The sequence below is a fragment of the Rhodococcus cercidiphylli genome, assembly GCF_033042225.1.
Classification (GTDB): Bacteria; Actinomycetota; Actinomycetes; order Mycobacteriales; family Mycobacteriaceae; genus Rhodococcoides.
The window spans coordinates 116,480-141,531 of the sequence record NZ_JAWLKE010000003.1 but is presented as its reverse complement, the minus strand read 5'-3'; the positions used below and the strand labels follow the sequence as shown (position 1 = coordinate 141,531).

The following is a 25,052-nucleotide window of genomic DNA, read 5'->3' as shown; positions in this document are numbered from 1 at the left end:
GGACCATCCCCGTGTTACCTCCCGCGCTCCCCAGACTGCAGTCTCCCGAATGGGACGGTGCCGTGTGGATCGGTGACATCGACCTGGAGCAGGATCTTCCGGACTCTCTCGTACTCGACGGTTCCGACGGTTACCACCGTGCCCGGTTGCTGATCCGACGCGGACCGGACCCCCTCGGCTTCGTCGAACTCGATGTCGTCGACGGCGCGGTCGCGGCAGACGATGCACGGAGGGCGGCGATGTCGCTCGCCCAGGTTCCGATGCCCGATGCCGTTCCCGAGACCGATCGAGCGTTGCCGCCGATCACCGTGGTGATCTGCACTCGTGACCGAGTCGAGCATCTGCAGGGCGCGCTCGCGTCGGTGTCCGCTCTGGACTACCCGGATTTCGAGGTGGTCGTCGTCGACAATGCGTCTCCGACCGATGCCACGCAGCAGTACGTTCGCGGGTTGGACGACTCCCGTGTTCGCGTCGTGTCCGAGCCGACGGCGGGTCTGTCGCGAGCCAGGAACACGGGGTTACGGGCAGCGCGGCACGACATCGTCGCCTTCACCGACGACGACGTCGCCGTCGACGCGAGGTGGTTGCGCAGCATCGCGCGCGGCTTCGGGCGGGCCGAGCGGGTCACGTGCGTGTCCGGCATCGTGCCGAGTGGGGAGATCCGCACTCAGGCGCAGGCGTACTTCGATCGCCGCGTCGGATGGGCGAGTTCGGTGACGCCCCGGGTCTACGACCTGAAGAATCCACCGGCCGACGTGCCGCTGTTTCCGTTCCAGGTCGGGATGTACGGAACCGGAGCCAATTTCGCGGTCGACCGCGGCCGGATGTTCGATCTGGGAGGATTCGACGAGGCATTGGGAGTGGGATCGCCGACCAACGGCGGTGAGGATCTCGACATGTTCTTCCGGGTGCTGATGGCCGGCGACAAGCTGGTGTACGAGCCTGCGGCCATCGTGTGGCACCGTCACCGCGCCGATCCCGAGGCGTTGGCGGTCCAGGCGCGCGGGTACGGACTCGGGCTCGGCGCGTGGCTGTATACGGTCGCCACCGACCGCAGATCCGCGAGCCTCGCGGCGAAGGTTGCCGCCCGCCGACTCGGCAGTGCAATTCGGTTGTCGGCCAAGATGAGCAAGGTCGCCTCCCCTCCCGACGATCTCGCTGCCGACCTGCCCGACGGCATCGGCCGGATGGAACTGCTCTCCATCGCCAAGGGCCCCGCGGCCATCCGGCGCAGTAGGCGCGAAGGTCGCGAGCGCACTCCGCTAGCGGGGGTGAGCCGTGAACCTGTCCTCGACTGAATCCGGATACCGGTCCATCGCGGATCTGCGGCACAAGCTGTTCGTCCCGTCCGACTGGACCGACTGGCCCGTCGGCACCACCGACTCCGCTGCAGGCACGCGGCGGCGCGCGGGTAGCCGATTGCGCTACTCGGACATCAGCGTCCTCGCCGCCCTGTCCGGCCTGGCCTCGATGATCGCGCTGCCGACGCTGGTTCGCGTCGTGCTTCTGACGGTCCTGCTGTTCTTCGGACCCGGTGCCGCGATCCTGTCGTGGGTGCGCATCCCACGCACCGCGGTTCCTGCCGCCCTGCCGATTCTGAGTATCTCGGTGGTGACACTGATGGTGTCGGCGGCGATGTGGGGCTACCGCTGGTCGCCCCGGATGTGGACGTTGTGGCTGTGCCTGGCCCTGATCGGCTCGTCGGTGCTCTGGTACCGCAAGCACGGCCGTCCCGACCTGCCGGGCTGGGTGGCGCAGGCACGTCAGGTCGTCTCGCCGTCGTCGCGAACGTCCGCCCTCGCTTCTGTGAGATTCGCTCTGACCGACCGAGAGACGTTGCGACGCAATGTTGCCGGCCTGATTCTGGCCTTGGCGTTCTTTCTGTGGCTGCCGTTGTTGCCCGGTCTCGAGCGCGCAACGTACTCGCAGTTCGGGCTGCTGACCGCCGGAACCGGCCCTGGTTTGGTGCTGTGCATGGTGCTGATCATGGCGGCGTTCCTGATCGCGCTGCGGCGTCATCAGCTGCGCACCATGCTGGTCGCCATCGGCCTGGCCATCGCGGTGCAGCGATTCACCGTCACCCTCGTCACCTCCGCACCGATCTACGACTGGACGTACAAGCACGTCGCCGTCACCGAGTTCGTGCTCGATCTGAACCGACTGGCTCCGAGCGGCGTCGACATCTACAGCGAGTGGCCCAGCTTCTTCCTCGTCTCGGCGTGGTTCCAGCACGTCACCGGATACGACACGCTGGCTCTGGCGCACGTGTTCGCGCCGATGATCCACGTGGTGCTCGCGGCGGCCGTCTACGGACTGGCGCGGGTCATGAAGTTCGACAAACGCGCCGCGATCACCGCGGCGATGCTCGCCGAGGTCATCAACTGGGTGGGCCAGGACTACTACTCACCGCAGGCGTGGGCCGTTCTGCTCGCCGTGGGCTTCCTGGCGCTGCTGATGTCCTCCTCGCTCACCCGGTCCGCGGCGTTCCTGTCGATCGTTCCGTTCGCGGCGCTGGTCCCCACGCACCAGCTGACGCCGTACTGGCTGATGGCCGTCACCGGAGTGCTGCTGGTGACGCGGCGAGCCAAGCCGTGGTGGTTGATGATTCCTCTCGGGATCATCCTGCTCGGATACCTGTATCCGCGACTGCCGATCGTGGCACCGTACGGACTCTTCCAGGGGTTCGACCCCGTACAGAACGCCGCGAGCAACGTCGAGGCGGAGGGCGTGCTCGGCAAACAGATCACGTCCCTGGTCTGCCGCGCACTGTCCGGCGGGGTGTTCGTGCTGGCGTTCGTCTCGGCGATCTACGCCTGGCGTACCAAGAAGACGTTCTGGGCACCGATGGTGATGGCGTTCGGATCGATCATGCTGCTCGCCGGGCAGAGCTACGGCGGCGAAGCGATCTTCCGGGTGTACCTGTACGCGATCCCCGGCTGCGTCCTGTTGATCACGCCGCTGTTCCTGGCCCTGTTCGATCGCAAGCCCTCCCAGGATCGCCCGTCCCGGGCCCGCAGGCTCACCGCCCGGACATCGGTTGCGGTCGCCACGGCCGGGGCTCTCGGCAGTGCCGTGCTGGGCTTGCAGAGCTACTTCGGCCTGTGGCCGATCGTGCTCGAACACCGCGACCAGATCGACGACGCCCGCGCGGTCGCCGCGCAGTCACCGTCCGGCACCGCGGTCACGATGCTGTACTCCTCGGGCTACCCGGCCCGGTCGACGTCGGACTACGGGCGCCTGACGGAGGCCAACGAGTACTGGGACGTCCCGCTCTACGCGCTGGGCCCCGAGTACATGGAAGGCTTCCCGACGCCGGAGAAGCTCGGCCAGATCGACTACAACGCGTCGGTCAGCGACACACCCACCTACATGGTCCTCACCCGTCAGTCGCTCGAGGCGATGCAGTACTACGGGTTCGTCGCCGACGATGCGGTCGCACGTTTCCGGCAGTGGCTCGCCACCAACTCGGCGTGGTCGGTGCGGTATCAGGACACCAACACGATCGTCTACCAGTACCGATCACGTTGATCTCGTCACAAACTATGACGTGTATCTCCAAACAATCTCCCAGTTGGTTTGTTTGCGGCTTGACAAACTCGTAGCTTCTTTTAAGCTTGCTTTCAGTCAAAGGAAACAGGTTCTTACGCTTGAGAACGAGCGTTATGACACTGTCTGTGGATGCGGCGGGGGTCGATTCACGGAGTTCGGAGACATCTGCCCATCGCACTCGACCCATGTGGAATGGATATGTTGAATCGTCAGAATCCCCGCGTCAGTGTCGTCATCCCGACGCTCAACGAGGCCGCGAACCTTCGTCACGTCCTCCCCTTGCTCTCGCACGACTACGAGCTCGTGCTGGTCGACGGTGGATCCGTCGACGGCACCATCGACGCGGCGCGCGAGATCCGCGGTGACATTCGCATCATCAAGCAGACCCGCAAGGGCAAGGGCAACGCTCTCGCCTGCGGCTTCGAGGCCGCGACCGGCGACATCATCGTCATGTTCGACGCCGACGGTTCCGCCGATGCCGCCGAGATCCCGCGCTTCGTCGACGCCTTGCTCGCCGGTGCCGACTTCGCCAAGGGCAGCCGGTTCTGCGAGGGCGGCGGAAGCCACGACATCACCCCGCTGCGCCGTGCAGGCAACGGTGGCCTGCACCTGGTGGCCAACACCCTCTTCGGGACTCGCTTCTCGGATCTCTGCTACGGCTACAACGCCTTCTGGCGCGACCTGGTGCCGGTGCTGGATCTCCCCGTCGTCGATCAGCCCGGTGCCGAGGGCATGATGCTCTGGGGCGACGGTTTCGAGATCGAGACCATCATCAACTGCCGCTTCGCCGAGGCGTCCGTGCGCATCGAAGAGGTGCCGAGCGTCGAGTTGGCTCGCATCTACGGTCAGAGCAATCTGCGCACCTTCTCCGACGGCTTCCGGGTGCTGCGCACCCTGATGACCGAGCGCATGCGTGCCCGCAAGATCAAGCGCAAGTCCATCGTCCGGCCGTTGCGAGAGTCGGTCGACGCCCGCACCGACATGGACCTGGAGTTCGAGGCCCTGGAGTCGTACAACGAGGTTCTCGAACTCCGCGAGAAGACGGCGTGAGTCTGCCGACTTCCTCGGTCGTCATCTGCGCGTACACCCTGGCTCGGTGGTCCGAACTACAGGCTGCCGTGCACGCCGTCCTCGATCAGGTCGTTCCGGCGGACGAACTGATCATCGTCATCGATCACAATGCGCAACTGGCCGAACGTGCGCGCGAGGAGTTCTCGCCGCTGCACCGGACCGTGAACGTGGTGGAGAACAACCACCCACGTGGCCTCTCCGGAGCGCGCAACACCTCGCTCGACCTCGCGACCCGTGAGATCGTCGTCTTCTTGGACGACGACGCCTCACCGCGCACCACAGAGTGGCTCGGAGCCATTCTGTCCCATTACTCGGACGATGCCGTGTACGCCGTTGGGGGCTCTGCATACCCGGTATGGCCGGACAAGCGTCCGGCCTTCTTACCGGCCGAGGTAGTGGGTGAACCCGGCGAACTCGATTGGGTCGTCGGGTGCACCTACCGCGGGCAGCCAACGGAAACCGCTCAGGTCCGCAATCTCATGGGCGCGAACATGTCGTTCCGCCGTGAGCCCGTCGTCGCACTCGGCGGGTTCGTCTCCGGCATCGGCCGGATCGGTCGAGTGCCGCTCGGTTGCGAGGAGACGGAGCTGTGCATCCGCCTGCGTCAGACGCATCCCGACGCCCAGATCGTGTTCGATCCCTCGATCGTCGTCGATCACACCGTCAGCGCAGATCGCACTCGTCCGCGCTACCTCATCACGCGCAGCTACGCCGAGGGCGTATCCAAGGCAGCGATCGCCCGGTTGATCGGGGCCGAGGACGCACTGTCCTCCGAGCGGGCCTACACCGCCAAGATTCTTCCTCGCGCGGTCGGCCGGGAGACCAGCGCAGCGGCCCGCGGCAATCCCGCGCGCGCCTGGGGTGCGATGGCCGTGGTGGCCAGCGTCGGCGCGGCCGGAATCGGCTATGCCCGAGGAAAACTCAGCACAAGCCGCTAGCGGCACGTGCTCAGCTTGGGCCATCGACTGAATTCGTAGTCCACTACGAGTTACCGCTCACGACCTTCGGTGCCACCGAGGCCCGCTCCACGGAGTTCAACGCGCGCACGTGTCCGCGCGGTGCACCCCCGCCGCGACCGACGAGCGTCAGCGTACGAGGTTCGTTCGGTGCCAGGTGGAACCACGAGTCGGATACCTCGAAGCCGTCGATGTCGACGCAGACGTACTGCGCCGGCCAGTCGGATCGGACGATCAGTTCCCATGTTCCAGAATCTTTTTCGACAACATTCGCCGTGAGGCCCACCGTGTTCTGACGACTCTGCGCGCCGACGAGCGCGGTGGTTCGTGCCGCCTCGACGCCGCTGTCGTCCAGAAACAGGACCGTGACGGCGGAGTAGGTGCGGCTGCCGAAGCGGTAGGCGTGGTTGACGTCGGTGAACGTGCCGACGATGGAATCCACCGTCAGTGCGATGGATCCGTTCGCCGGGGCGCTCACCGTGCGTTCGAACTCGTGGCTGCCGCGGGAGGCGTGCAGCACCACTCGAACAGTGCCCGATCGAGCCGGTCCGTCGTTGACCAGTTCCACCGAATAGCCGTCGAGTCCGTTGTCGGACAACAGCAGTGCCACCGGGGCGCTGGCCCGCGCCAACGCGTAGAAGGGTGCCTTGGCCACACCGGCGGTGTCGACGATGCCCCAGCCCGCACCGGGGACGGTGTCTCGCAACGTCAGCACTAGGGCTCCGGCGCACCCCGAGGATGCTCGACGCCAGTGGACGAACGCTTCGGTGAACGCTTCGACGATCGCCGCTCTACCGTAATCGAGATACAGCTCTGCATCGTCGCGCCGGATCAGGTGTGGGTCGACGCCGAAGATCGTGCGTACGTAGTGATCGCGCACGTCCTCGAAATCCCAGGACGAGCCGCGGTCGCGTGGGACGGCGGCTTTCCAGTCGGGGTGGTGACCGGCAACGGCCGCGGACCCGAAGAACTTCTCCACCTGCGCCCGTTCCGGGGGAACTGCGAAGGCCAGGCACTCCGCCGCGAAACGTACTCCGGCAGTGCGGATATCGGACAGTGGTCGGAGATAGCCGCCCACCCCGAAGTAGTGCGCGATGCCGTCGCCCACATGAGTGTGCAGTTCACCGCTCACGCTGGACGGACTCGAGGTCACATAGGCGACGCCGGGTACACGATCGGCGAGAAAGTCGGGAACGACGCTGTCCAGCATCACCATTCGCTGATCCTCGGCTGCGATTCCCAACATCGTGGGCTGCTGCTGAGTCTCGCTTCCACCACTGACGACCATCAGGGCAGGGTTTGCCGAGACCGTGTCGGCGAACGCGTCGAGCTCGCGGGTGACCGCTGCGGTGTACGTATCGTCGGTGGGCGGGTCGACGGTGCCGAACATGACGTCCTGCCACACCATGATGCCCAATTCTGCACACAGGGACCAGAATTCGTCCTGCTCGTACACCAGGGTGCCTACGATGCGCACCATGTTCAGACCCGCCGATCGGAGCTGCACGAGCGCCGCCCGCAGCTCGGGCTCGGGCGACCACAACCGCACCGGGTCCAGCGGGGTCCACGTTCCTCCGCGGCAGAAGACGGTCTGGCCGTTGACCGTCAGTACTGCGCCGCCTGCCGTACGGTCCAGCTCGACCGTACGAAAACCGACGACGCCCATGGGATGGACGGTGCCGTCGACCTCGAGCGCCACGCGATACGTTCGCGGTCGGCCGTGCGTATGGGGCCACCAGAGTTCGACGTCGGGCAGCGTCACCGCGCAGTCGACGCGCTCGACCGTGCCGAGCTCGAAGGCCCTGTCGTCGATCATGATTCGAGCCACACCGGGAGCGCCCAGGTCGGCGCGCAGCGTGACGACGCCGTCGGTGCCCGATACCGCCGTCGTCAGGTCGACGCGGTGAACGTCGGAGATGGGGGTCATCGTCACCGGACGCCACGGTCCGACGGGAACCGGAAGGGGCCCGTACACGGGTGCGCGACCGAGCATCGTCGTCCGCTCGTGTCGCAGCCCCTGTGCAGCGATCAGCGACGATCGCCACCGACCGCGGGGGCGTCGGGACTTCAGTTGGGCTGCAAGTGATTCGATGTGGACGGCGATGGTGACGGTGTCACCGCAGTCCGTCAGATCGAGGGTCTCGGGAACGAACATCGACGTCACGGTTCTGCGATGGACGCCATCGATCCAGATCCGGGCGCGGGTCGCGATGCCGCCGAAGCTCACTCGCACCCGGCGATGGTCACCGGTGGAGACGTGAGTGACGAACCACCAGTCGTGCTCGTCGGGATCCACTGCGAGTGGGTGTCCGAGCGCAGTGGCAACCGTGCCCGGCACCACCGCGTCGACCCAGTCGAGATCGTCTCGTAGGTCGGCAGGGTCGAGAACGGAACCGGCGTCGGTTCGGGCCAGCCGCCACCGAGCGCCGTCGAGCAGATCGATCACGTGCCCAATGCACCTGCAACGATGTCCATGGCGGCAGCCCAGTTCTTGCTCATCTCGATCAGCGGCTCGTCGAGCACCACATCCCGGCCACGTGCGGCGCGCGCCATCCGGAATTGAACGGCTTTTGCGCCGGAGGCGGCATCGAGGAAGTGCGGCGCTGCCGCAGCGGCTCCCGTTATGCCACGACCTTCGAGGTAGTGCACGTAGTTCGCCGCCAGTTCTGCCGTGGCACCGAACTGCCGGAGCAGGCCGAACGACCAGAGGTGGAATGCGTCGGGTCCCGCGGTCTGCACGAGCGGGATATCGGCGACGATGCGGCGAGCCAGAGCGTCGACAGGGTTGCCAGGAGCTCGACGCGCCAGATGAGCGCGAGCGACGTCGAGGTCTCGATCACCGAAACCGGCGTCGAGTACCGCGGGATCCACTCGAACCTGCTCGACGTAGGGCAGCAGCACCTCCGCGTGCGGCTCGGGGGCGAGATTGAATATCCCGTCGAAGTCGGCTCCGGTGAGCTCGAAATAGCCGCGGTTGTGGAAGTACCCCATCACCTTGCCGTCGCGATCGACGAGATTCGGCACGATGGTGGTCTTGGTGTGCTGGTTGCGATAGCTGGTTCCCGCCGTATCGGGCAGCCAGAAGCCGTCGACCTCCACGGTGACGTGGATGCCGTCTTCCAGGCCTTCGACGACGTGCTCGAGCACGGGACGCCACACGTTCATCTCGGCGACGCCGATGCCGTACAGGGTGCGTAGGTCCTCGGGAGCGATCTTCACGAAATCCCACTGCCGCCCGTCGCATCCAGCGCTCAGCACGAAGGCGAGGGCCGGAGTGGGATCTGCACCGAACGAGTGCAGAACTTCGATCCACAGGTCGACGTAACAGTTGGTCTCGGTCCAGATGCGGTCGTGATTGTGAATCGGGTGTGGTCGGTAACCGATGGGTTCGAGTTCGAGGACTCGTAGGCTGGTTCCGAGCCTGTCCAGCACTGCATCGTTCGACATGAAGCCTCTCCTACCGGATCGAATGTCGGACGGTCCCCGAGCCGCATTTGTCCGTATTGCCTGTATCCAGGCCCCTAATCCTAACGAATCGGTTTGTTCTTCGCACTCGATCGGACGGTAGGATTGTTTTGCCCGAGCAAACTATTTCCAGGGCCACCATCTCGACAGCAGCGATACCGGACTCCGGTAACGCGGACAATCACAGAGCGAGCAGTCGGTTCCGCGCCGGTAATGCCGGTGCGCAGCTTGTTCGTGATGACACTTGCACAATGGCTCTGAGCTGGGCACATGCCGAGTGTAGACAACACCTGACACATCCATGCCCAACTCGGGCAGGCAAGAGGAGGCACGAGCGCGATGCGCCGTTTCGCATCCAGCGCAGCGCTGGTCATCGGCTGGGCTCTGCTCGCAGGAGTGGCCGGAATGTTCCTCGTTCGCCAACTTGGTGTGACCGAGATCACTTTTGTGGCGTTCGTCGTGGGGGCTCCGTATCTCGGGGTCGCCGCGATCGTCGCCGTGATCCTGTTCGCCGCAGCGCGCTCGCGCATCGGATCGGCCGTCGCAGTACTGATCACCGCTGCCGTCGTCGGCGTTCAGGTGCCGATGTTCCTCGCCGACGGCCCGGACAACACCGGCCCGCAACTGTCGGTCCTGACGGTCAACGTCGCGCACGGCGACGCCGACGCTGCGTCCATCGTCGACGCGGTGCGTAGCAACGACGTCGACATTCTCGCGGTCCAGGAATTGACCCCGGAGGAAGTGGACGACCTGCAGGCCGCGGGCATCGACGACCTTCTGCCGTTCTCCTTCACCGCTGCGCTCCCGGTGGCCGATGGCACCGGGTTGTGGAGCCGTACGCCGCTGACCGACGGCACCCGCCTCGACAACTTCGGATTCGTACCGGTACAGGCGAAAACCACCGTCGACGGACAGGATCTGACCGTCGTCTCCTTCCACGCGATGTCGCCTGCCACACCGCGCCACACCACCGAGTGGGCCGCCGATCTGGCCAGGATGCGGTCGATCATGGAGACCTACCAGGGCACCGTGCTCGTCGCGGGCGACTTCAACGCCACCAACGACCACCGGCAGTTCCGCACGTTGGCATCGTCCCCGTTCTCCGACGCGGCAGCCGGTGCCGGCGCGGGCCTGTTCCGCACGTTCCCGTCGGAACGTCCACTGGCGCGCTTGGATCACGTGGTGACGAGTGAGAACGTCCGCGCCCGGTCGGTCGAGCCGTTACCAATCCCGGACAGCGATCATCTGGCGGTTCTCGCGCAGTTGCAGCTGCCCTGATCCGGGTGGCCGCGGATGCCGGTCAGAACCGCGGCAACTCGATGACCGGTGCAGGCGGCAACTGAATCTGCGGCAGCTGAATCTGCGGCAGGCCGGGAATCAGTGGCGGCGGCGCGGGAGCAGGCGCAGGTGCGGCGGGCGGCACGTATTCCGGCTCGGAATAAGTGCGAGCCGGGGCCTGAGCGGCCTCGGTGGTCGGCGGCACAGTGGTCGTCGGGGGCGCGGTAGTGGGCGGTGCGGTGGTCCTCGGCGTCGTGGGCACTGCGGTGACAGGCGCGCTGGTCTCGACCGGTGAACTCGTCGGTTCCGCGGAGCTGCCGCCGTACCCGAGGGACAACCCGAGTGCGGCGATGGCAACGAGACCCCCTGCGACGAGCACTGCGCCGCGCACCTTGCGCTTGGAGTCGGCGGGCTTGTCTCCGGTGGGCTCGGGGCTCAACCAATCCGGAGCCCCGGTCAACGACGCGGGATCGGACGGAGACTGCCGAACGCCCGGTTGTGGGCTCGGTCGACGCGGCGCATCGGCCACCGGAGTCGCGAGCAGAGCTGCACCGCGTGCGGCCACCGACTCCGGGTCCGCCGGAGTCACCACGGGGAGGCCGATCCACGCACCGAGAATGGATTCCACCAGAGGAATGCGCGCCCCGCCGCCGATGAGGAAGAGAGCGTCGACGTGCTTGGGTGAACGACCGATCACGTCCCGCACCAGCCGCGCCGAGTACTCGATCGGGACGGTCACCAGAGACTCGAACGACTCACGCGAGATCAGGATGACGCCGCCGTCACCGGGCAGGCACACCGCGCCACTCGTCGACAGCTGCTCCTTGGCCACCCGGCACCGCGCGGTGAACTCGCTCAGTTCCTGGTTGTCGGCAATGTCGACGCCCTGCTTGGCGAGCTGGTTGTCCGAGATGAGCCGATCGAAGTCGTCGCCGCTGATGTCGATGGTGCGTTCGGCGAGCAGAACCTGCCCGGTACCGCGGTCGATCACGCTGATCGTCAATCCGGAGCTGCCCAGATCGTAGAGGGCGATGGTGCCGAAGTGGCCCAGCTCGCCGGAGGCCTCCAGGTACTGCAACGCTGCTCGTGCCTCGGGAACCAGTCGATAGTTGTAGAGCCGCTGGCTCGCCATGGCCTGCTGGATCTCGCCGAACTGTTGCTGGTCCCGATATGCGACACCTGTCGCTTGCACCGGTCCGCCGTCGCCCGGCTGCGAGAGCACGACTCCGATCGACTCGGCGGCCAATTCCTCTGCGCGGTCCCAGTAGGCGTCGACGGTGTCGTGATGGAAATCGAGGCGACCCGAATCCTGAGGGCGCGCGTCGGGACGAGCCATGCGCACAGCACTGGCCCCCACCGACACACCGAGAACTTCGGTCATTACCCGCCTTCGGTCGACTTCCCCGTGAACACACGCCGAGACTGGATGTCACGAACCAGTCTCGATCCCCCGCCAATGGCACACTGTAGCGCGTCCCTCGGTGCTCAGTGCGGCACCCGAGCACAGCACTACAGTTGCGGGCATGCGCGTTCTGTTCGTCTGTACCGGGAACATCTGTCGATCGCCCACAGCCGAGCGCCTTGCGGCTGCATTCGCGCGAGAAGGTGGCTTCGAGCTCACCGCGAGCAGCGCCGGAACGCAGGGCTTGACCGGGCACGCCATGGATCCGACGGCGGCGACGGTGCTCACGCAGCTCGGCGGTGATCCGGACGGTTTCGTTGCCCGACGCCTCACGCCCGCGATCGCTGCCGACGCAGATCTCGTGCTGACGATGACGGCGGCACATCGCGACGCCGTCCTGGCTCTCGCACCGCGGCAGATGCGTCGCACCTTCACTCTGCTGGAGGCGTCGGGCCTCGCCGCCGCATCGGGCGCGCAGTCCATCGCGACCCTGGCCGACGCACGGGCGGTGCACCGTGTCGACACACTCGACATCGGCGATCCGTACCGGCGTGATCATTCGGTGTACGAGCAGGCCGGGGAGTCGATCGCGGAGGCGCTGCCCCATGTTCTGCGGTTGTCGACGCAGTGAACGTCCATCTCTCACCGCCCCGCTCGCTGAGGTAACGTTCTCGCATCATTGCCGACCATCCGGGTGCGGCCACGGCGTTAGGGTCTGTGCATGCGCGACAAGGTCATCGCGTCGGCAGCAGTGGCGAGCGCCGGAGTGGCAGTCGCAGTCGGCTTGACCATCGGTGCTCTCGGTGGCGCGTTCGACGACACGAGCCAAACCGTTCGTCCGCCCGCTCTGAAGTCGGACAGTCTGAGTTCGGTCGACACGACACCGACGTCGACGATCGTCATCGTGCCGCCCTCGCCCACCTGGCAGGTCGCGGTACCCACCACTGCTCGCCCCACGACGACCACTCCGGATCGGTCCGAGACCACGACGCGAAGCCCGCGCCGAACTTCGTCCTCGGATCGGACGACCACCACCACCTCCGCGGACGATTCGGACGATTCCGACGACGAGAGCAGCACCACCGAATCCGACTCCGGGCGCTAGGGCACCGGCCGCGGGTTATCGGCCCGGCTTCGTCAGCGCGGTGTTGTCGCCGATTCGCAACGCGGCCACCAGCTCTCGGTAGAGCGAGTCGGTGTTCATGAGCTCGGAGTGCGTGCCCCTGGCGCGGACCACCCCGTCCTCCATCACCAGGATCGTGTCGGCGTCGAGCACGGTGGACAACCTGTGCGCGATGGTCACGACGGCGGAGTCGGTCGCGATCGATCGGATCACCTCGTGAATTGCCGCCTCGGTGCGGCCGTCGACCTGCGCTGTGGCCTCGTCGAGCAGAAGAATTTCCGGACGACGAACGATGGCTCTGGCCAACGCGATTCGTTGACGCTGCCCTCCGGAGACGGTCGATCCGATCAGGTCGGTGTCCAGCCCTTCGTCCAGGGCGCGGATCGCCGAGTCCAGGTGCACGGACTCGAGCGCCGCCCAGATGTCGGCTTCGCTGGCCTCGGGATGGCTGAACAGGAGGTTCTCGCGGATCGAGCCGGGCAGCACCGGCGTCTCCTGCTCCACGTAGGACAACCGCGCTCGCACTTCGTCGATGCTCAGCTCGTCGTACGGGGTTCCGCCGAGCCTGATCTCGCCGGACTCGGGGGTCAGGAAGCGCAGGATCAACGAGAAGACGCTGGTCTTGCCTGCTCCCGACGGTCCGACGATCGCGGTGTGTCCACGCGCAGGCACCGCGAGGTCCATACCACGCACGGCCGGCTCCCTACCCGGTGCGTATCGGGCTGTGACGCTGCGGAATTCGAGAGCCGGAGCGGGCGCTTCGGTCTTCGCCGACCTCGCGGGACCGGTCTCACCCTTTTCGGTGACCAGGTCGTCGATCTGGCGGATACGGGCGGCCGCGGCCATTCCGGCCTGCAATGCGGTGATGTTCGTCGCCAGGGTGGACACCGGGCCCATCACCTGGAATGCGTAGAGCAGAAATGCGATAAGGCTGGACACGGCCAATGCCCCGGTACTGACGCGATAGCCGCCGAGACCGAGGATTCCGATGATCGCCAACTGCACTCCGCCCCCGGCGAACGTCCAGGCCAACGCGGAGATCTTGACCGCTCTGACGCTGTGCTGAGCGGAGATTCGCGCCTCGGAGATGACTCGCTCCGATTCGCGGGTCTCGGCCCTGCTGGACTTGACGGTACGAATCGCCCGCAGAGTGCCGTCGAGAATTCCACCGAGGCGGCCCACCGCTTCCTGGGACTGCCGCTGGGCGACGGCGATAGGTGGCATCAGGCGGGCGAACAACACTGCGATCGCAATGATGGCCGAGGCGATCGCGCCGAGCAGCACCAGATCCAACACGGCCATGAGAATCAGTGCGCCCACGAGGCCGACCACACTGTTGACTATGGCCACCAAGGCATTCGAGGTGGCCTCGCGCAGCAGAACGGTATCGGAGGTGACCCGGGTGACGAGTTCTCCGGTGGGCCGAGTGCCCAGACTTCCCACCGTGGCACCGAAGTACTTGCGCACAATGGATTTGCGGGCGTCGAGGACCACACGTTCGGCAAGGACCCCCAGCACGATCCACTGCAGGTACAGCACCAGCGAGCCCACCACGAGCAGAGCCACCAGAATCAGCACCGGCTGGATCAAGGAGGCGTCGGTGCCGAGGCCGTCGAGCACTCCTTTGGCTACCATCGGCGTCGCCAGTGCAGCTCCGGTGCCGATGAGGCCGAGTGTCATGCCGAGCGACAGGGTGCGACGGTGCGGGCGGACGAACTGCCACAGCACACGCAGATTCGGGACCGTTATCTTCTTCTTCTCTGCGGTAGCGATCTGCACATCGACCATCCCACCAGTGTGCCGGATAGGGCGGTCGGGCTAGGTCGCGTCCCAGATCATGTGCACGGTCGTACCGTTCTGATCCGAGGTGACGGCGGCACTGTCGGCCAACGCCCGCATGAGCGGCACACCCCGCCCGCGGTTGGGATCGGAGTTGTGCGATGCCCAGTCGCCGCGATCGGTGACTTTCACTTCTATTCGCCCCTCCGCGGCACACGAGACTCGAATGTCGAGTGTTCCGCGGTCGGTGTGGTCTCGATATGCGTGCTCGACGCTGTTCGCTATCGCCTCGTACGTGGCCAGCACCACGTCGTACGCACGATCGGGGTCGACGCCCACATTGCCCAACCAGTCACCGAGCTCACGACGAAGTTCCGACGCTCGATCGGCGTCGGCAGGTTCGCCGGTGAACAGCAGTTCTTCCATTCGCGCACCTGCCGTCGAGATCGAACTGTCGGTACGTGAGTCGTCACCTCCGAAGAGAGTCGCCATCATGAATCCCGTCTACCCAAAAGTTCAGGATCTACCCGCATGAAGTGCAACGAATGCTTCGTCGACCGTTGCATAGATACCGAATACCTCGTCCAGACCGACGAGAGTGAGGGGACGACCGGTGGCCGGACCGTCCGCGACCACGGCAAACCCGGCTGCGCCGCCGAGTTGCTGATGCGTCGACGCCAACAGGGACATGCCGGCGGACGCGAGAAATCCCACATCACTGAGATCGATCACCACAGCCGTCGGCGATTTCTCGAGTACGAGAGCGACCGACTCGGACAGATCGGGAGCAGTCACCAGATCCAGTTCACCGGATACCGCCAGAACCACGTCCTGGTCACGCCATTCCACGATCACATCGAAGTGCTGGGGCCCGAGGCCCGTGTCGTCCGCAGTCACACGCCGACTTTACCCCGGCCCACCCTGGCCGACCTTCTTCCACTCGGCCGAGTGGCCCGACTCCCACTAGGCTCGCTTCGATGATCGAGGCACTGCAGAGAGCGGACCGTCGTCGATCGTTCGGTGAGTACCTTGCGGTGACCGTCGGCGGCGGGGTCGGTGCGGCGTTGCGATACGAGGTCTGGACGTGGCGAGGATCGCCGAGGTGGCTGTTGATGAGCACGTTCGGCGTCAACGTGTTCGGGTGCCTCGTCGTCGGCGCTGCCCTGGGCTACCTGTGGGGACGGCCCGCCCCGGTTGCCCGCGCGGCCCTGTTCGGGCTGGCGTGCGGGTTCACCACCTTCAGCCTGTACGCGTTCCAAGCGGTGACGCATCGCGGTGCATGGAATTCGGTGGTGTACCTGGTGGGAACGCCGATCATCGCGTTGATCGCCATGGCACTCGGCGCGGCGATCACCAAGCCGAGGCCGAGCAGCATTCGATGACGACCATGATTCTGGTGGCCGTCGGGGGTGGGCTGGCTGCGCTCGGGCAGTTCGTGTTCTCGTACGCCATCAGGTCCAGGCGACGGTTGTCCGCACTCAATCTGCTGGCGTGTGCGGCGTTGGGGTTGGTGTTCGCTCTCGATCCACCGGACCGGTTTCGTTCGCTGGTGGGCATCGGATTTCTGGCGTCGGTGACCCCCTTGGCCACGGTGGCGCTGGCTACGCTTCGGCTCACCAGAAACCAGGAATATCGCAGCGCTGCACTATTTTTCGCTGCCAATGTGGTGGGCGGAATCGCTGCCGTGATGTTCGGATTCCTGGCGTGGAAGTCCGGAATCACGCTTTATCACAAGATTTTCTGACCCGCTCGGATCAGTCGTCCGCCGAGTTCTCGCACGGTCCCTGTACGCCCGCCTTGACGAAGCCTGCGATTTGGTAGAGGTAGGTGAACTCCCATTCGACGAGGGAGAAGTCGTAGGCACGTGGCGTCGGACGCATCGTGACGGTTCCGTCGAAGCACTGGTCGAAGATGTACCGGGCGCGGGGTAGGTGGTAGCGCCACGTGACGACGATGACGTGATTCCACCCTCGCTCGCGGGCGAGTTCCTCGGTGAATATCGCTTCTCCGCGTGTGGTCGACGGAGTCGGCGGAATGCACAGCACCTCGAACTCGGTCGTCGATGCCGCGCAGTACTTCTTCATGGTCGGGTCGCGGGAACCGTAGGGATCGGAGAGCACCACCGTCCTCGCCAGACCCTGCTCGGCGAGCGAGATGCCGTAGGCCTCGCGGCCGTCGTGTTCGCCGCCCAGTACGACGATGGCGTCGGCCGTGGTCATCGGATCGACGCGGGCCTTCGTGAACGCGACGTAGCCGCCGACACCGATCGCAGACACCAGGACAACCGGGATCGCGAAGGCCAGAAACAGCAACAGACGTCCGCGGAACACCTCACCAGGTTAAGGAAGGTGCACCGCGGGCGCGCGGTCAGAGACTCGGATCACTCACTGGGCTGAGGCACGGTGACGTTGCAGTCGGTGACCTCGGGGTTGATGCCGAAGTAGTTGAGCGGTCCTGCGACGACAGTGAGGGCGATGGTGCCCGCTCCGCCGCAGTTCTCGGGTGCGCTCTCGAAGTATCCACGTTGGTACGACGCGAATGCGCCGATGATCAGCCAGACGAGAACGATCAACGTAACGAATCTCATGGTGCCCCCTTAGGCGGTCAGCCGCCGTTCGGCTGTCGAGAGTGACGTATGTCCGATTGTCGCAGTGTTCAAACCGCAGTCATTCGCTCCGCCTGGACAGTGTCTGCGACAGGTAGTCACTCAGTGCCTGTTCCTGGACGCGATCGAGGGCACGCGCCAACTCCGCCTGTGCCGATTTCATCGCCAGGCTGCGCATCTTCTCGAACATCTCGGTGGTCTCGGCCACCTCCCCCGACTTGGGGAGCCATCCCGGACCGTGTTTCGCGGCCAGATGGTCGGTCACGCTCCCCACCATCGATTCGGCGATGGCGTTCATCTTCGATGCGGTTCTCTCGTGCTGGTCGAGGAGTTCTTCCAGGGTGAAGCCGTACTGGCTCAGATCGACGAACACCTCGAGGAGAGTGGGATCGAGTATCTCGGCCTGATCTCCGTCGATTCTGATCAGTTTCGCTTCGATGAGTCGGGCAACGATGTCGTCGTTGTCCTCACCGAGAAATTGCGCAATCAGTTCGACGGGGATGACCGTGGTTTCGGTCGACGACCACTTGCGGGTCACGATTTCCTGCAGGCCGAGGATTTCTTCCAGGTCCTTGCCCTGCTCCCAGCCCGAGAGGAAATCCGCGATGTGCGCCGAGGTGAACCCTCGTTGCAGCAGCGAGTCGATCACCTTGAGTCGAGTCAGGTGATCGTCGTCGTAGATACCGACGCGACCTCGGAGCGTGGGCGGCGGAAGCAGTCCGCGTTCCTGGTACGCCCGCACATTGCGAGTGGTCGTCTTGGCCTCTCGGGCCAAGTCGTCGATTCGATACTCCACCGAGCTCCCTACCTCCGCCGCGCGTCGACCCACAGGATATACGTCGACCACGCGGCGGAAGGCGGACCCGAAGCCGAACGTCATCGCAACGGCAGCGCGCTCTCGTGCATCCGCAGCGGTTCTCGCGGCCGTTCGACGCGGCGCGGAGTCATGGTGAAATCGCCCTGCTCGACGCTTCTGAGCTGGTTGACGTACTGGGTGGCGAAACCGGGGAACATGGTGGCGTTGAAGCCGTCCTCGGTGAGATACCAGCTGCTGCAACCGGAATTCCATGTCGTCTTGGCGAGTTTGCGCTGCATCTCCTCGTTGTAGGCATCCTGAACGTCCTGGCGCACATCGGCGCTGTGCAGATTGCCGTCGAGCACCAGGGAGATAGCCTCGACGAGGTAGTCGATCTGGGCCTCCATGTACACCAGTGCCGAGCTGTGCCCGGGCCCGGAGTTCGGACCGAAGGTGAAGTACATGTTCGGGTAGCCCGAGACCGCAATACTCTTGTACGCCTTGGCTCCTGCACTCCACTCGTCGGCCAGTACCCGGCCGTCACGCCCGGTGATCGGGATGGGGGTTCCGGTGTTGGAGACATCGAATCCGGTGGCGAACACAATGGCGTCGAACCGATGCTCGACGCCTTCCACGGTCCGAATTCCCTTGGGCGAGAGCGTTGCGATCGGCCACGTCACCAGCGTGCAGTTCGGCTTCTGCAAGGCCGGGTAATAGTCGCTGGTCATCAACAACCTCTTGCAGCCGGCCCGGAACCGCGGGGTCAGCTGGCGTCGCAGCCACGGATCACGAACCTGGCGTCGCAGATGCGCCCGACCGACCAGTTCGACGATGCGCGTCAGCGGAGTCTTCCAGACGACACCGAGGGCGACGGACTCGTGGCCCCAGAACCACAGCGAACGCGCCAGGGTCTGAGTCTGTGGGAACCGAGCATACCGACGCTTGGTGCCGGCCTGCACCTTTCGATTCAATCTGGGAAGCGTCCAGCCCGGGGTGCGCTGGAACACCTTGACCGAGTCGGCGATCTTCACCAGTTCGGGAACGATCTGCACCGCGCTCGCCCCGGTTCCCACGACTGCGATCTTCTTGCCTGTGAAGTCGAAGTCGTGGTCCCACCGAGCACTGTGAATCTTGTGTCCCTCGTAGGTGTCGATGCCGCGGATGTTCGGCAGGCTGGCATTGGCGAGTGGACCCGACGCCATCACCACCGTGCGGGCCCGGACGTCGGCGTGCCCGTCGATGCTCAGGTGCCAATGCCCGGCCGCCTCGTTCCAGATGATGTCGACCACGTTGTGGCCGAATCGAATACGTGACTCGATGTCGAACTCCCCCACCATCGTGTGGATGTACTCGAGAATCTCACCGCTGCCGGAGTAGGTGTGCGACCAGTTGGGGTTGGGCGCGAAACTGTACGAGTACAACCTGGACGGGATGTCGCACGCAGCGCCCGGATAGGTGTTGTCGCGCCAGGTTCCTCCGACTGCGCTTCCGCGTTCGAGGATGACGAAGTTGTCGATACCCTTGTTGCGCAGTCGGATAGCGGAACCGATTCCGGCAAACCCTGCGCCGACGATCACCGCATCGAGTACACCGTCGCGCACATCGAACTCGCTCATGCGACGGGCTCGTAGGTCAGTTCCTTGGCCCAGGTCGGCTCGGAATTGAGAGTCTTCGTGGGGTAGCGGCGCGTGAGCTTCACCAGGCCGTCCGCCAGCAGGTGGTACGGGTGCTTGCGATTGATCACGATGCTGCCGTGCCATTGCACGATGCGGTACATGGGAACCCGCAACGCAACGGGGTTGCGCTGACCGACACTCTTGAACCGCTTCATCGCGGTGTACAGGCGCTCTTCGTCGACACCCATCTCGACGATGTTGTCGCGCATCTTGTTCAGCAGCGGGATGTACCGCAGCGTTCCGACGATGAGGGCCGGGTTCATCCACGCGCCGACGGTGTCGACCAGAATCTTGCGCATCCGCGAATGCCCGAGCAGCTCGATGACTGCGAAATCGACTGCAAGGTGCCGGGATTCGTCGGAGTTGATCTTCTTGAACACCGCCTGACACACCGGGTCGTCGATCTCGTCCATGATGAACTTCACGAGCGCACCGTCCAATGCGACCTCGAGCATCGGAATGACGGTGCCCAGTACGGCCAGTGACAGCCCGTCCGAGTGCTTGTCCAGCCAGTCGATGACGAGCTTGACGTTGATGTTGGGCTCGGGCATCTCGTCGCCGTCGAGCATGCCCCACCGCCGCATGAGAGCAAGTTCGGCGTTGGCGTGCTTCTGCTCCTCGGCGTGGAAGTAGCGGTAGATCTCCGCCAGCGTCTCGTTCGGTGCCTTGAGCGCCATGGCGGCGAAGCCGCGAGCGCCCACGTTCTCGATCCACATCAGGTCGGACATGAAGGGCTTGAGTTTGGCGTGCAGTTCGGGGCTGATGGTGTCGGCTCCCGGACCGTCCCAATCGATGTCCGCCAACGCCCACTGACGGTCCTTGATCTTGGTCAACATGTCTTCGAAGTCCATTGCCATGTCAGGCTCCTGTGGTTGTGGTTGTACGGGATTCGTTCTTCGCCGGCTCCTGCTCGGCGGGCATCACACGATTCAGCAACCCGAGAAAGCGCACGTACACAGCGGGCAGCAGTCTCTTGAATCGCCAGACGGCCTTGGCGTCGAATTGAGGCACCACGTAGAGCCGGCCCTTGTCGAACGCATCGAGGGTGCGAGCAGCAATCTTGTCGGGCGAGCGTCCGGTCCACCGCATCGCGAACTCGGCCAGCCGGGACGAACTCGCGGTGATTCGGCCGTCGACGGCCACGTTGGTCTTGACGAAGGTGGGGCACAGAACCGATATGCGCACACCGGTACCCGACAGTTCCGCCGCCATCGTTTCCGACAGCGACATCACCGCGGATTTGCCGACGTTGTACGGACCCATCAGCGGCGCGGCGGCAAAGCCTGCGGCGGAGGCGACGTTGATGATTCCGCCCTCGCCGGCGGCCCGCAGCGCAGGGGTGAACACCTCGCAGCCCTGGATCACTCCCCAGAGGTTGATCCCCAAGGCCCAGTTCCAGTCCTCGAAACCGATGTTGCCGACGGGCTTTCCACCGATCCCGACGCCGGCGTTGTTGATCAGCACCGTCGTCGGTCCGTCGAATTCGATGCCGGCACGTAGCGCCAACTCCTCGACGTTCTCGCGGATCGACACATCGCATTCGACGGCGAATCCGGTGGCACCGAGGGCGTTCACCATCGCTACCGTCTCCTGCGCGCGCGGCAACGAGATATCGGCACACATGACTGCTCCGCCACGACGAGCCAGTTCGAGTGCGAACGCCCGGCCGATGCCACTGCCCGCGCCGGTCACGACCGCTCTTGACCCGTACGACGGTTTCCCGGTCTTGCTTCTCATCGACTTACCTGTTCCTTCGAATCTTGTTGCACAAGTCGGTTGTCGAGTGCATGGGTGATGAATTCGGCTGCATGTTCCAGCGCGTGAGCGGCCTCGGGGATCAGCCGCGGGAGAGCCTGGAACACGTGCATCTGGTCGGGCCAGATCTCGAGTTCGCTTCGTCCGCCTGCCGCATCGATCATGGAGTGGAGGTGTCGCGCGTCGCCGCGCAGCATCTCGGCTCCACCCACTTGGATCAGCGTGGGTGGCAGGTCACGTGCGAGTGCGAGATCGAGCCGCAGTCGCGGCAGATCGGCGTCGTGGCCCTCGGTGTACAGCGCCACGAGCCCTCGCGCCGCTTTCGCCGAGATCATCGGATCCTTGCGCGAGCGCTCCATCTGCGCAGAGAGCTCGAAGTCGAGGTCGATCAGCGGTGAGAACAGCACCATCGCGCCCGGTTGCGGTGTGCCGGTCCGGTCGTTCTCGATGAGGAGGTCGGCAGCGAGGTGGCCGCCGGCCGAATCCCCGGCGATGACGATGTTCGCTGCGTTGTACCCCTGACCGAGGAGCCAGCGGTACGCGGCTTCGAGGTCGTCGGCTGCGGCGGGAAACGGGTGTTCCGGGGCGAGCCGGTAGTCGACCGTGAACACCGGCAGGCCCGTCGAGCTGGACAATCGCGCGGTCAGACCTCGGTGCGTACGCGCCGAGCAGATGACATAGGCACTGCCGTGGATGTAGAGGATCACCCGTGGCCCCGGAGTCAGACCGGGTGCTCGGACCCATTCGCCGCGCACCGGCCCGTCCGCCACGGGGTTCACTCTCGTCCCCTTGGGAACGGGACCGAACAGGTTCATCGAGGTGGCGACGAGGCGTCGGGAGAACTCGATGCCGCCGCGGGACGTGGGCAGCAGGTTGGTCATCGGACGAAGTGTCAGCCGAGTCATCAAGGCCGCCAGACGAGTTCGCCGGGATCCTGCGGCAAATGCGCCACGAGGCAAGTGGTCGCGATCTGTGGTCGAAGTCACCTCGCCACCATGACCCGCTATTCACCATTTGTCAATGGCCTATTAATCGGTGGCGATGTATGCGACAGTGACGACCGACACGCAACGAGCCCGAAAGAGGGAACAAGTGACGATGTTCAGGAGCGCACCACCGGCAAACCTCGGTACGTCGACCAGTGATCCCGAGGCGGGAATCTTCGAGTTGGAAATTGCCGAGGTGACCCACGAGACCGAGGACGCCGTCTCGCTCGGATTCGCGGTCCCCGAGCACGCGGAGACACACTTTCGATACGCGCCGGGACAGTTCCTCACCCTGGAGATCCCCTGCACCGACGGCAGTTCGGTGGCCCGCTGTTATTCCTTCTCGAGCTCCCCGGTACGTGACCCGTTCCCCACCGTGACGATCAAACGAATCCAGGACGGGCTCGCGTCGCACTGGTTGCACGACAACGCAGTTCGAGGGATGCGACTGAAGGCGCTGAAGCCGTCGGGCATGTTCGGACCGGAGAACTGGGACGCCGATTTCGTACTTCTGGCCGCCGGTAGCGGCATCACCCCGATCATGTCCATCATCAAAACCGCACTGTTGCGGCACGAGAACCGCATCACCCTCGTCTATGCCAATCAGAACCGCGACTCGGTGATCTTCGCGGAACAGCTGACCGAACTGCAGTCTCGTTTTCCCGATCGACTCGACGTGCATCACTGGTACGCGTCGGACTCTGGGCTGCCCACTGCTGCAGGGCTGGCCACGATGAACGCGGCCGTTCCGGCGGAGTGCGAAGCTTTCCTGTGCGGCCCGCCGCAGTACATGAACGTCGCCGAGGAGTGGCTCGCCCGCACCGGAACGGTCACACACAGAACGCATCGAGAAGTGTTCTCCTCCTTCGACTCCAATCCGTTCCGGAGCGAAAACACCGCGTCGGCTCACGAATCGGACGCACAGTCCGTCACCGCTCAGGTCGAGATCGACGGAACAGAGACCGAATTCGCTTGGAATTCCGGCACCAAGCTTCTCGACCGACTCCTCGAACTCGGTCTCGATCCGCCCTACGTCTGCCGCGAAGGGACCTGCGGCGGATGCGCGTACACACTCACCGAGGGCACTGTGACCATGCTCGCCAACGAGACACTCGACGAGCACGAGCTCGAACACGGGGTTCGATTGGCATGCCAATCCGTGCCCGAATCCCAGTCGATCCGTGCGGTGTTCGACCGCTGATGCCCGACGCGATGGGCCGTGACACCGACTCCGACGGAGCGCCTACCGAGGCCCTCGACATCGCGTATCCCGACCTCACACACTTCGGACTCGAAGAGTTGGGCCGGGCCGCGTGGATCACCGTGGTACTCCTGGCTGCCGCAGCGATCGCCGTCGTTCGCTGGCCGGTGTCCTGGCTCGCCAAACGCCGTCGTTTCACGGTCGCGCTCGCAGAGGGCGTGGTCAAAGGATTCGAGGCGCTGGGGCCGACGTTCGTCAAACTGGGACAACTCATGGCGTCGTCGCCCGGTGTGTTCCCCCCTGTTCTTGCCGATGCGTGTCTGCGATTGCTCGACGGTGTGCCACCCGTCCCTGCCCACAAGGCTCGCCGTGTCATCGAACGCGACCTGGGTGGCACTATTGCGGAACTGTTCACCTCGTTCGACGATGTGCCGCTCTCGGCCGCATCCGTGGCGCAGGTCCACGCCTGCGTGCTACCCGACGGGCGCGAGGCGGTCGTCAAAGTGCAGCGGCCCGAAATCCGTCGTCGCATGCGAGTCGATCTACGGGTGGCCTTCACCGGTGCGTCGTTGTTGGAGAGGTTCTTCGAGGTCTTCCGCATCGCCAACGCGACGGCCGTCGTCCGTGACCTCGACGAATTGACGGCCGAGGAACTCGACAGTGCAGCAGAAGCATTGCGTCAGCAACGCTTTCGCGACAACCTGTATGTCTTCGGGGACAATTCTCACGTGATGGTTCCGGACATCTACTGGAGCCATTGCGGACCCCGGGTGATCTGCATGGAACGAGTTCGAGGAACCCCGGTGGGCCGTGTCACGCCGGGCGATCTCGCCGGGCTCGATTCCGAGCTGCAGTTGCGTCGCGGCGTCAAGGTCTGGCTGGAAGCCGTGGTGCTGCACGGCCCCTTCCACGGCGATGTGCATGCCGGCAATCTGTGGGCACTGGACGACGGACGGGTGGGATTCCTGGACTTCGGAATCGTCGGGGAACTACCCGAGCAGTGGCGCGAGGTACTTCGCGAGATGTTCCGTGCGTCCCTGTTCGACGGTAACTACACCGAAGCTGCGCGACGCATCCGCATGCTCGGCATCACCGAGGGAACAACTCTGGGCGACAAGCTGATCGGTCTGCAGCTGAGGAAGTTGTTCGAGCCGGTTCTGGGTCGAGGAGCCGCCCGCGTCGACCTGAGCAAACTCGTCGCGTCTCTGGTCGAGACAGGCAGGCGCTGGGGTATCGCGACACCGGAGGAACTGGTGTTGTTCGGCAAGCAGCTCGGCTACTTCGAGCGCTACTCGGCTGCCCTCGCACCGGAATGGGTGTTGGGTCGAGACCTGTTCCTGTTCAGCAACATTCTCCCAGAGGAAGTTGCCGCAGCGGTGGCCGCGAGGAACATCGCGCTCCCGGACTGAG

At 64.9% G+C, this 25,052-nt stretch carries 24 protein-coding genes; 11 read left to right on the top strand and 13 right to left on the bottom strand.

Annotated features, from left to right (window positions below; all coding sequences use genetic code 11):
* Nucleotides 1-11: 11 nt before the first annotated feature.
* The 4 genes from R3P95_RS07815 to R3P95_RS07800 all read left to right on the top strand — a co-directional run bounded on the left by R3P95_RS07815 (nt 12) and on the right by R3P95_RS07800 (nt 5,558).
* On the top strand, nt 12-1,298 hold the full coding sequence (locus R3P95_RS07815) for a glycosyltransferase family 2 protein (protein WP_262498551.1): 1,287 nt from the start codon (nt 12-14) through the stop codon (nt 1,296-1,298).
* Nucleotides 1,279-3,528, top strand: a complete 2,250-nt coding sequence (locus tag R3P95_RS07810) for a hypothetical protein (protein WP_317547899.1) — start codon at nt 1,279-1,281, stop codon at nt 3,526-3,528. Before R3P95_RS07815 ends, R3P95_RS07810 begins: the two co-directional genes overlap by 20 nt.
* A 213-nt stretch (nt 3,529-3,741) precedes the next feature.
* Nucleotides 3,742-4,599, top strand: coding sequence for a glycosyltransferase family 2 protein (locus R3P95_RS07805; protein ID WP_149407382.1), 858 nt, complete (start codon nt 3,742-3,744; stop codon nt 4,597-4,599).
* Complete coding sequence (locus tag R3P95_RS07800) at nt 4,596-5,558, top strand: glycosyltransferase family 2 protein (protein WP_317547898.1); 963 nt, start codon at nt 4,596-4,598, stop codon at nt 5,556-5,558. The genes R3P95_RS07805 and R3P95_RS07800 overlap by 4 nt, the downstream gene beginning before the upstream one ends.
* A 43-nt stretch (nt 5,559-5,601) precedes the next feature.
* On the opposite strand, the gene R3P95_RS07795 is transcribed toward R3P95_RS07800, so the two are convergent.
* Both R3P95_RS07795 and R3P95_RS07790 read right to left on the bottom strand, forming a co-directional pair.
* A complete protein-coding gene (locus R3P95_RS07795) occupies nt 5,602-8,022 on the bottom strand; it encodes a glycosyl hydrolase 2 galactose-binding domain-containing protein (RefSeq protein ID WP_317547897.1) in 2,421 nt (806 codons plus the stop codon).
* Nucleotides 8,019-9,023: a DUF1839 family protein gene (locus R3P95_RS07790; protein WP_317547896.1), complete on the bottom strand. Its 1,005-nt coding sequence runs from the start codon at nt 9,021-9,023 to the stop codon at nt 8,019-8,021. Before R3P95_RS07790 ends, R3P95_RS07795 begins: the two co-directional genes overlap by 4 nt.
* Nucleotides 9,024-9,380: 357 nt before the next feature.
* On the opposite strand from R3P95_RS07790, the gene R3P95_RS07785 reads away from it, so the two are divergent.
* Complete coding sequence (locus tag R3P95_RS07785) at nt 9,381-10,319, top strand: endonuclease/exonuclease/phosphatase family protein (protein WP_317547895.1); 939 nt, start codon at nt 9,381-9,383, stop codon at nt 10,317-10,319.
* Between the two features lie 22 nt (nt 10,320-10,341).
* On the opposite strand, the gene R3P95_RS07780 is transcribed toward R3P95_RS07785, so the two are convergent.
* Nucleotides 10,342-11,700 carry an Hsp70 family protein gene (locus tag R3P95_RS07780; protein WP_283347430.1) on the bottom strand — a complete coding sequence of 453 codons (1,359 nt, stop codon included), beginning with the start codon at nt 11,698-11,700 and terminating at the stop codon, nt 10,342-10,344.
* 142 nt (nt 11,701-11,842) lie between these two features.
* Between R3P95_RS07780 and R3P95_RS07775 the strand changes: the two genes are divergently transcribed.
* Nucleotides 11,843-12,352, top strand: a complete 510-nt coding sequence (locus R3P95_RS07775) for an arsenate reductase/protein-tyrosine-phosphatase family protein (RefSeq protein ID WP_283347431.1) — start codon at nt 11,843-11,845, stop codon at nt 12,350-12,352.
* A 90-nt stretch (nt 12,353-12,442) separates the two neighbouring features.
* Entirely contained in the window at nt 12,443-12,826 is a 384-nt protein-coding gene (locus R3P95_RS07770; protein WP_283347432.1) for a hypothetical protein, read from the top strand.
* Between the two features lie 15 nt (nt 12,827-12,841).
* On the opposite strand, the gene R3P95_RS07765 is transcribed toward R3P95_RS07770, so the two are convergent.
* From R3P95_RS07765 to R3P95_RS07755, 3 genes are read right to left on the bottom strand one after another with little or no spacing between them, the layout of a single operon-like run.
* Complete coding sequence (locus R3P95_RS07765; RefSeq protein ID WP_283347433.1) at nt 12,842-14,632, bottom strand: ABC transporter ATP-binding protein; 1,791 nt, start codon at nt 14,630-14,632, stop codon at nt 12,842-12,844.
* 30 nt (nt 14,633-14,662) lie between these two features.
* On the bottom strand, nt 14,663-15,118 hold the full coding sequence (locus tag R3P95_RS07760; RefSeq protein ID WP_317547894.1) for an ATP-binding protein: 456 nt from the start codon (nt 15,116-15,118) through the stop codon (nt 14,663-14,665).
* Nucleotides 15,119-15,139: 21 nt separating this feature from the next.
* Nucleotides 15,140-15,475 (bottom strand): STAS domain-containing protein, encoded by a 336-nt coding sequence (locus R3P95_RS07755; RefSeq protein ID WP_394855405.1) that lies wholly within the window; start codon nt 15,473-15,475, stop codon nt 15,140-15,142.
* A 125-nt stretch (nt 15,476-15,600) separates the two neighbouring features.
* Between R3P95_RS07755 and R3P95_RS07750 the strand changes: the two genes are divergently transcribed.
* Together R3P95_RS07750 and R3P95_RS07745 are read left to right on the top strand one after the other, a co-directional pair.
* Nucleotides 15,601-16,005 carry a fluoride efflux transporter FluC gene (locus R3P95_RS07750; protein WP_283347435.1) on the top strand — a complete coding sequence of 135 codons (405 nt, stop codon included), beginning with the start codon at nt 15,601-15,603 and terminating at the stop codon, nt 16,003-16,005.
* The gene (locus R3P95_RS07745) at nt 16,002-16,367 is read left to right on the top strand and encodes a CrcB family protein (RefSeq protein WP_283347436.1); all 366 of its coding nucleotides are present in this window, start codon (nt 16,002-16,004) and stop codon (nt 16,365-16,367) included. Before R3P95_RS07750 ends, R3P95_RS07745 begins: the two co-directional genes overlap by 4 nt.
* 10 nt (nt 16,368-16,377) lie before the next feature.
* On the opposite strand, the gene R3P95_RS07740 is transcribed toward R3P95_RS07745, so the two are convergent.
* From R3P95_RS07740 to R3P95_RS07710, 7 genes are all read right to left on the bottom strand, one after another.
* Nucleotides 16,378-16,953 carry a YdcF family protein gene (locus tag R3P95_RS07740; RefSeq protein WP_283347437.1) on the bottom strand — a complete coding sequence of 192 codons (576 nt, stop codon included), beginning with the start codon at nt 16,951-16,953 and terminating at the stop codon, nt 16,378-16,380.
* A 50-nt stretch (nt 16,954-17,003) separates the two neighbouring features.
* Nucleotides 17,004-17,210, bottom strand: coding sequence for a hypothetical protein (locus R3P95_RS07735; RefSeq protein ID WP_094640793.1), 207 nt, complete (start codon nt 17,208-17,210; stop codon nt 17,004-17,006).
* A 79-nt stretch (nt 17,211-17,289) separates the two neighbouring features.
* Entirely contained in the window at nt 17,290-18,024 is a 735-nt protein-coding gene (locus tag R3P95_RS07730; RefSeq protein ID WP_256980747.1) for a MerR family transcriptional regulator, read from the bottom strand.
* 80 nt (nt 18,025-18,104) lie between these two features.
* Nucleotides 18,105-19,640, bottom strand: coding sequence for a flavin-containing monooxygenase (locus tag R3P95_RS07725; protein WP_283347438.1), 1,536 nt, complete (start codon nt 19,638-19,640; stop codon nt 18,105-18,107).
* Nucleotides 19,637-20,557, bottom strand: a complete 921-nt coding sequence (locus R3P95_RS07720; protein ID WP_094686922.1) for a reductase — start codon at nt 20,555-20,557, stop codon at nt 19,637-19,639. The genes R3P95_RS07725 and R3P95_RS07720 overlap by 4 nt, the downstream gene beginning before the upstream one ends.
* A 1-nt stretch (nt 20,558) precedes the next feature.
* The gene (locus R3P95_RS07715) at nt 20,559-21,437 is read right to left on the bottom strand and encodes an SDR family NAD(P)-dependent oxidoreductase (RefSeq protein ID WP_317547892.1); all 879 of its coding nucleotides are present in this window, start codon (nt 21,435-21,437) and stop codon (nt 20,559-20,561) included.
* Nucleotides 21,434-22,336 carry an alpha/beta hydrolase gene (locus R3P95_RS07710; RefSeq protein WP_317547891.1) on the bottom strand — a complete coding sequence of 301 codons (903 nt, stop codon included), beginning with the start codon at nt 22,334-22,336 and terminating at the stop codon, nt 21,434-21,436. Before R3P95_RS07710 ends, R3P95_RS07715 begins: the two co-directional genes overlap by 4 nt.
* Nucleotides 22,337-22,553: 217 nt before the next feature.
* On the opposite strand from R3P95_RS07710, the gene R3P95_RS07705 reads away from it, so the two are divergent.
* Both R3P95_RS07705 and R3P95_RS07700 read left to right on the top strand, forming a co-directional pair.
* Nucleotides 22,554-23,642, top strand: a complete 1,089-nt coding sequence (locus R3P95_RS07705; protein ID WP_317548284.1) for a ferredoxin--NADP reductase — start codon at nt 22,554-22,556, stop codon at nt 23,640-23,642.
* Complete coding sequence (locus R3P95_RS07700) at nt 23,642-25,051, top strand: ABC1 kinase family protein (protein WP_317547890.1); 1,410 nt, start codon at nt 23,642-23,644, stop codon at nt 25,049-25,051. Before R3P95_RS07705 ends, R3P95_RS07700 begins: the two co-directional genes overlap by 1 nt.
* Nucleotide 25,052: the final 1 nt, after the last annotated feature.

What these genes read in the sequence shown, in the direction of transcription:
- R3P95_RS07715 (WP_317547892.1), bottom strand. Translation starts at nt 21,437, where the DNA reads ATGAGAAGCAAGACCGGGAAACCGTCGTACGGGTCAAGAGCGGTCGTG.
- R3P95_RS07735 (WP_094640793.1), bottom strand. Translation starts at nt 17,210, where the DNA reads ATGAGATTCGTTACGTTGATCGTTCTCGTCTGGCTGATCATCGGCGCA.
- R3P95_RS07765 (WP_283347433.1), bottom strand. Translation starts at nt 14,632, where the DNA reads ATGGTCGATGTGCAGATCGCTACCGCAGAGAAGAAGAAGATAACGGTC.
- R3P95_RS07790 (WP_317547896.1), bottom strand. Translation starts at nt 9,023, where the DNA reads ATGTCGAACGATGCAGTGCTGGACAGGCTCGGAACCAGCCTACGAGTC.
- R3P95_RS07745 (WP_283347436.1), top strand. Translation starts at nt 16,002, where the DNA reads ATGACGACCATGATTCTGGTGGCCGTCGGGGGTGGGCTGGCTGCGCTC.
- R3P95_RS07700 (WP_317547890.1), top strand. Translation starts at nt 23,642, where the DNA reads ATGCCCGACGCGATGGGCCGTGACACCGACTCCGACGGAGCGCCTACC.
- R3P95_RS07705 (WP_317548284.1), top strand. Translation starts at nt 22,554, where the DNA reads ATGTTCAGGAGCGCACCACCGGCAAACCTCGGTACGTCGACCAGTGAT.
- R3P95_RS07760 (WP_317547894.1), bottom strand. Translation starts at nt 15,118, where the DNA reads ATGATGGCGACTCTCTTCGGAGGTGACGACTCACGTACCGACAGTTCG.
- R3P95_RS07775 (WP_283347431.1), top strand. Translation starts at nt 11,843, where the DNA reads ATGCGCGTTCTGTTCGTCTGTACCGGGAACATCTGTCGATCGCCCACA.
- R3P95_RS07785 (WP_317547895.1), top strand. Translation starts at nt 9,381, where the DNA reads ATGCGCCGTTTCGCATCCAGCGCAGCGCTGGTCATCGGCTGGGCTCTG.
- R3P95_RS07805 (WP_149407382.1), top strand. Translation starts at nt 3,742, where the DNA reads ATGGATATGTTGAATCGTCAGAATCCCCGCGTCAGTGTCGTCATCCCG.
- R3P95_RS07710 (WP_317547891.1), bottom strand. Translation starts at nt 22,336, where the DNA reads ATGACCAACCTGCTGCCCACGTCCCGCGGCGGCATCGAGTTCTCCCGA.
- R3P95_RS07720 (WP_094686922.1), bottom strand. Translation starts at nt 20,557, where the DNA reads ATGGCAATGGACTTCGAAGACATGTTGACCAAGATCAAGGACCGTCAG.
- R3P95_RS07750 (WP_283347435.1), top strand. Translation starts at nt 15,601, where the DNA reads ATGATCGAGGCACTGCAGAGAGCGGACCGTCGTCGATCGTTCGGTGAG.
- R3P95_RS07725 (WP_283347438.1), bottom strand. Translation starts at nt 19,640, where the DNA reads ATGAGCGAGTTCGATGTGCGCGACGGTGTACTCGATGCGGTGATCGTC.
- R3P95_RS07770 (WP_283347432.1), top strand. Translation starts at nt 12,443, where the DNA reads ATGCGCGACAAGGTCATCGCGTCGGCAGCAGTGGCGAGCGCCGGAGTG.
- R3P95_RS07780 (WP_283347430.1), bottom strand. Translation starts at nt 11,700, where the DNA reads ATGACCGAAGTTCTCGGTGTGTCGGTGGGGGCCAGTGCTGTGCGCATG.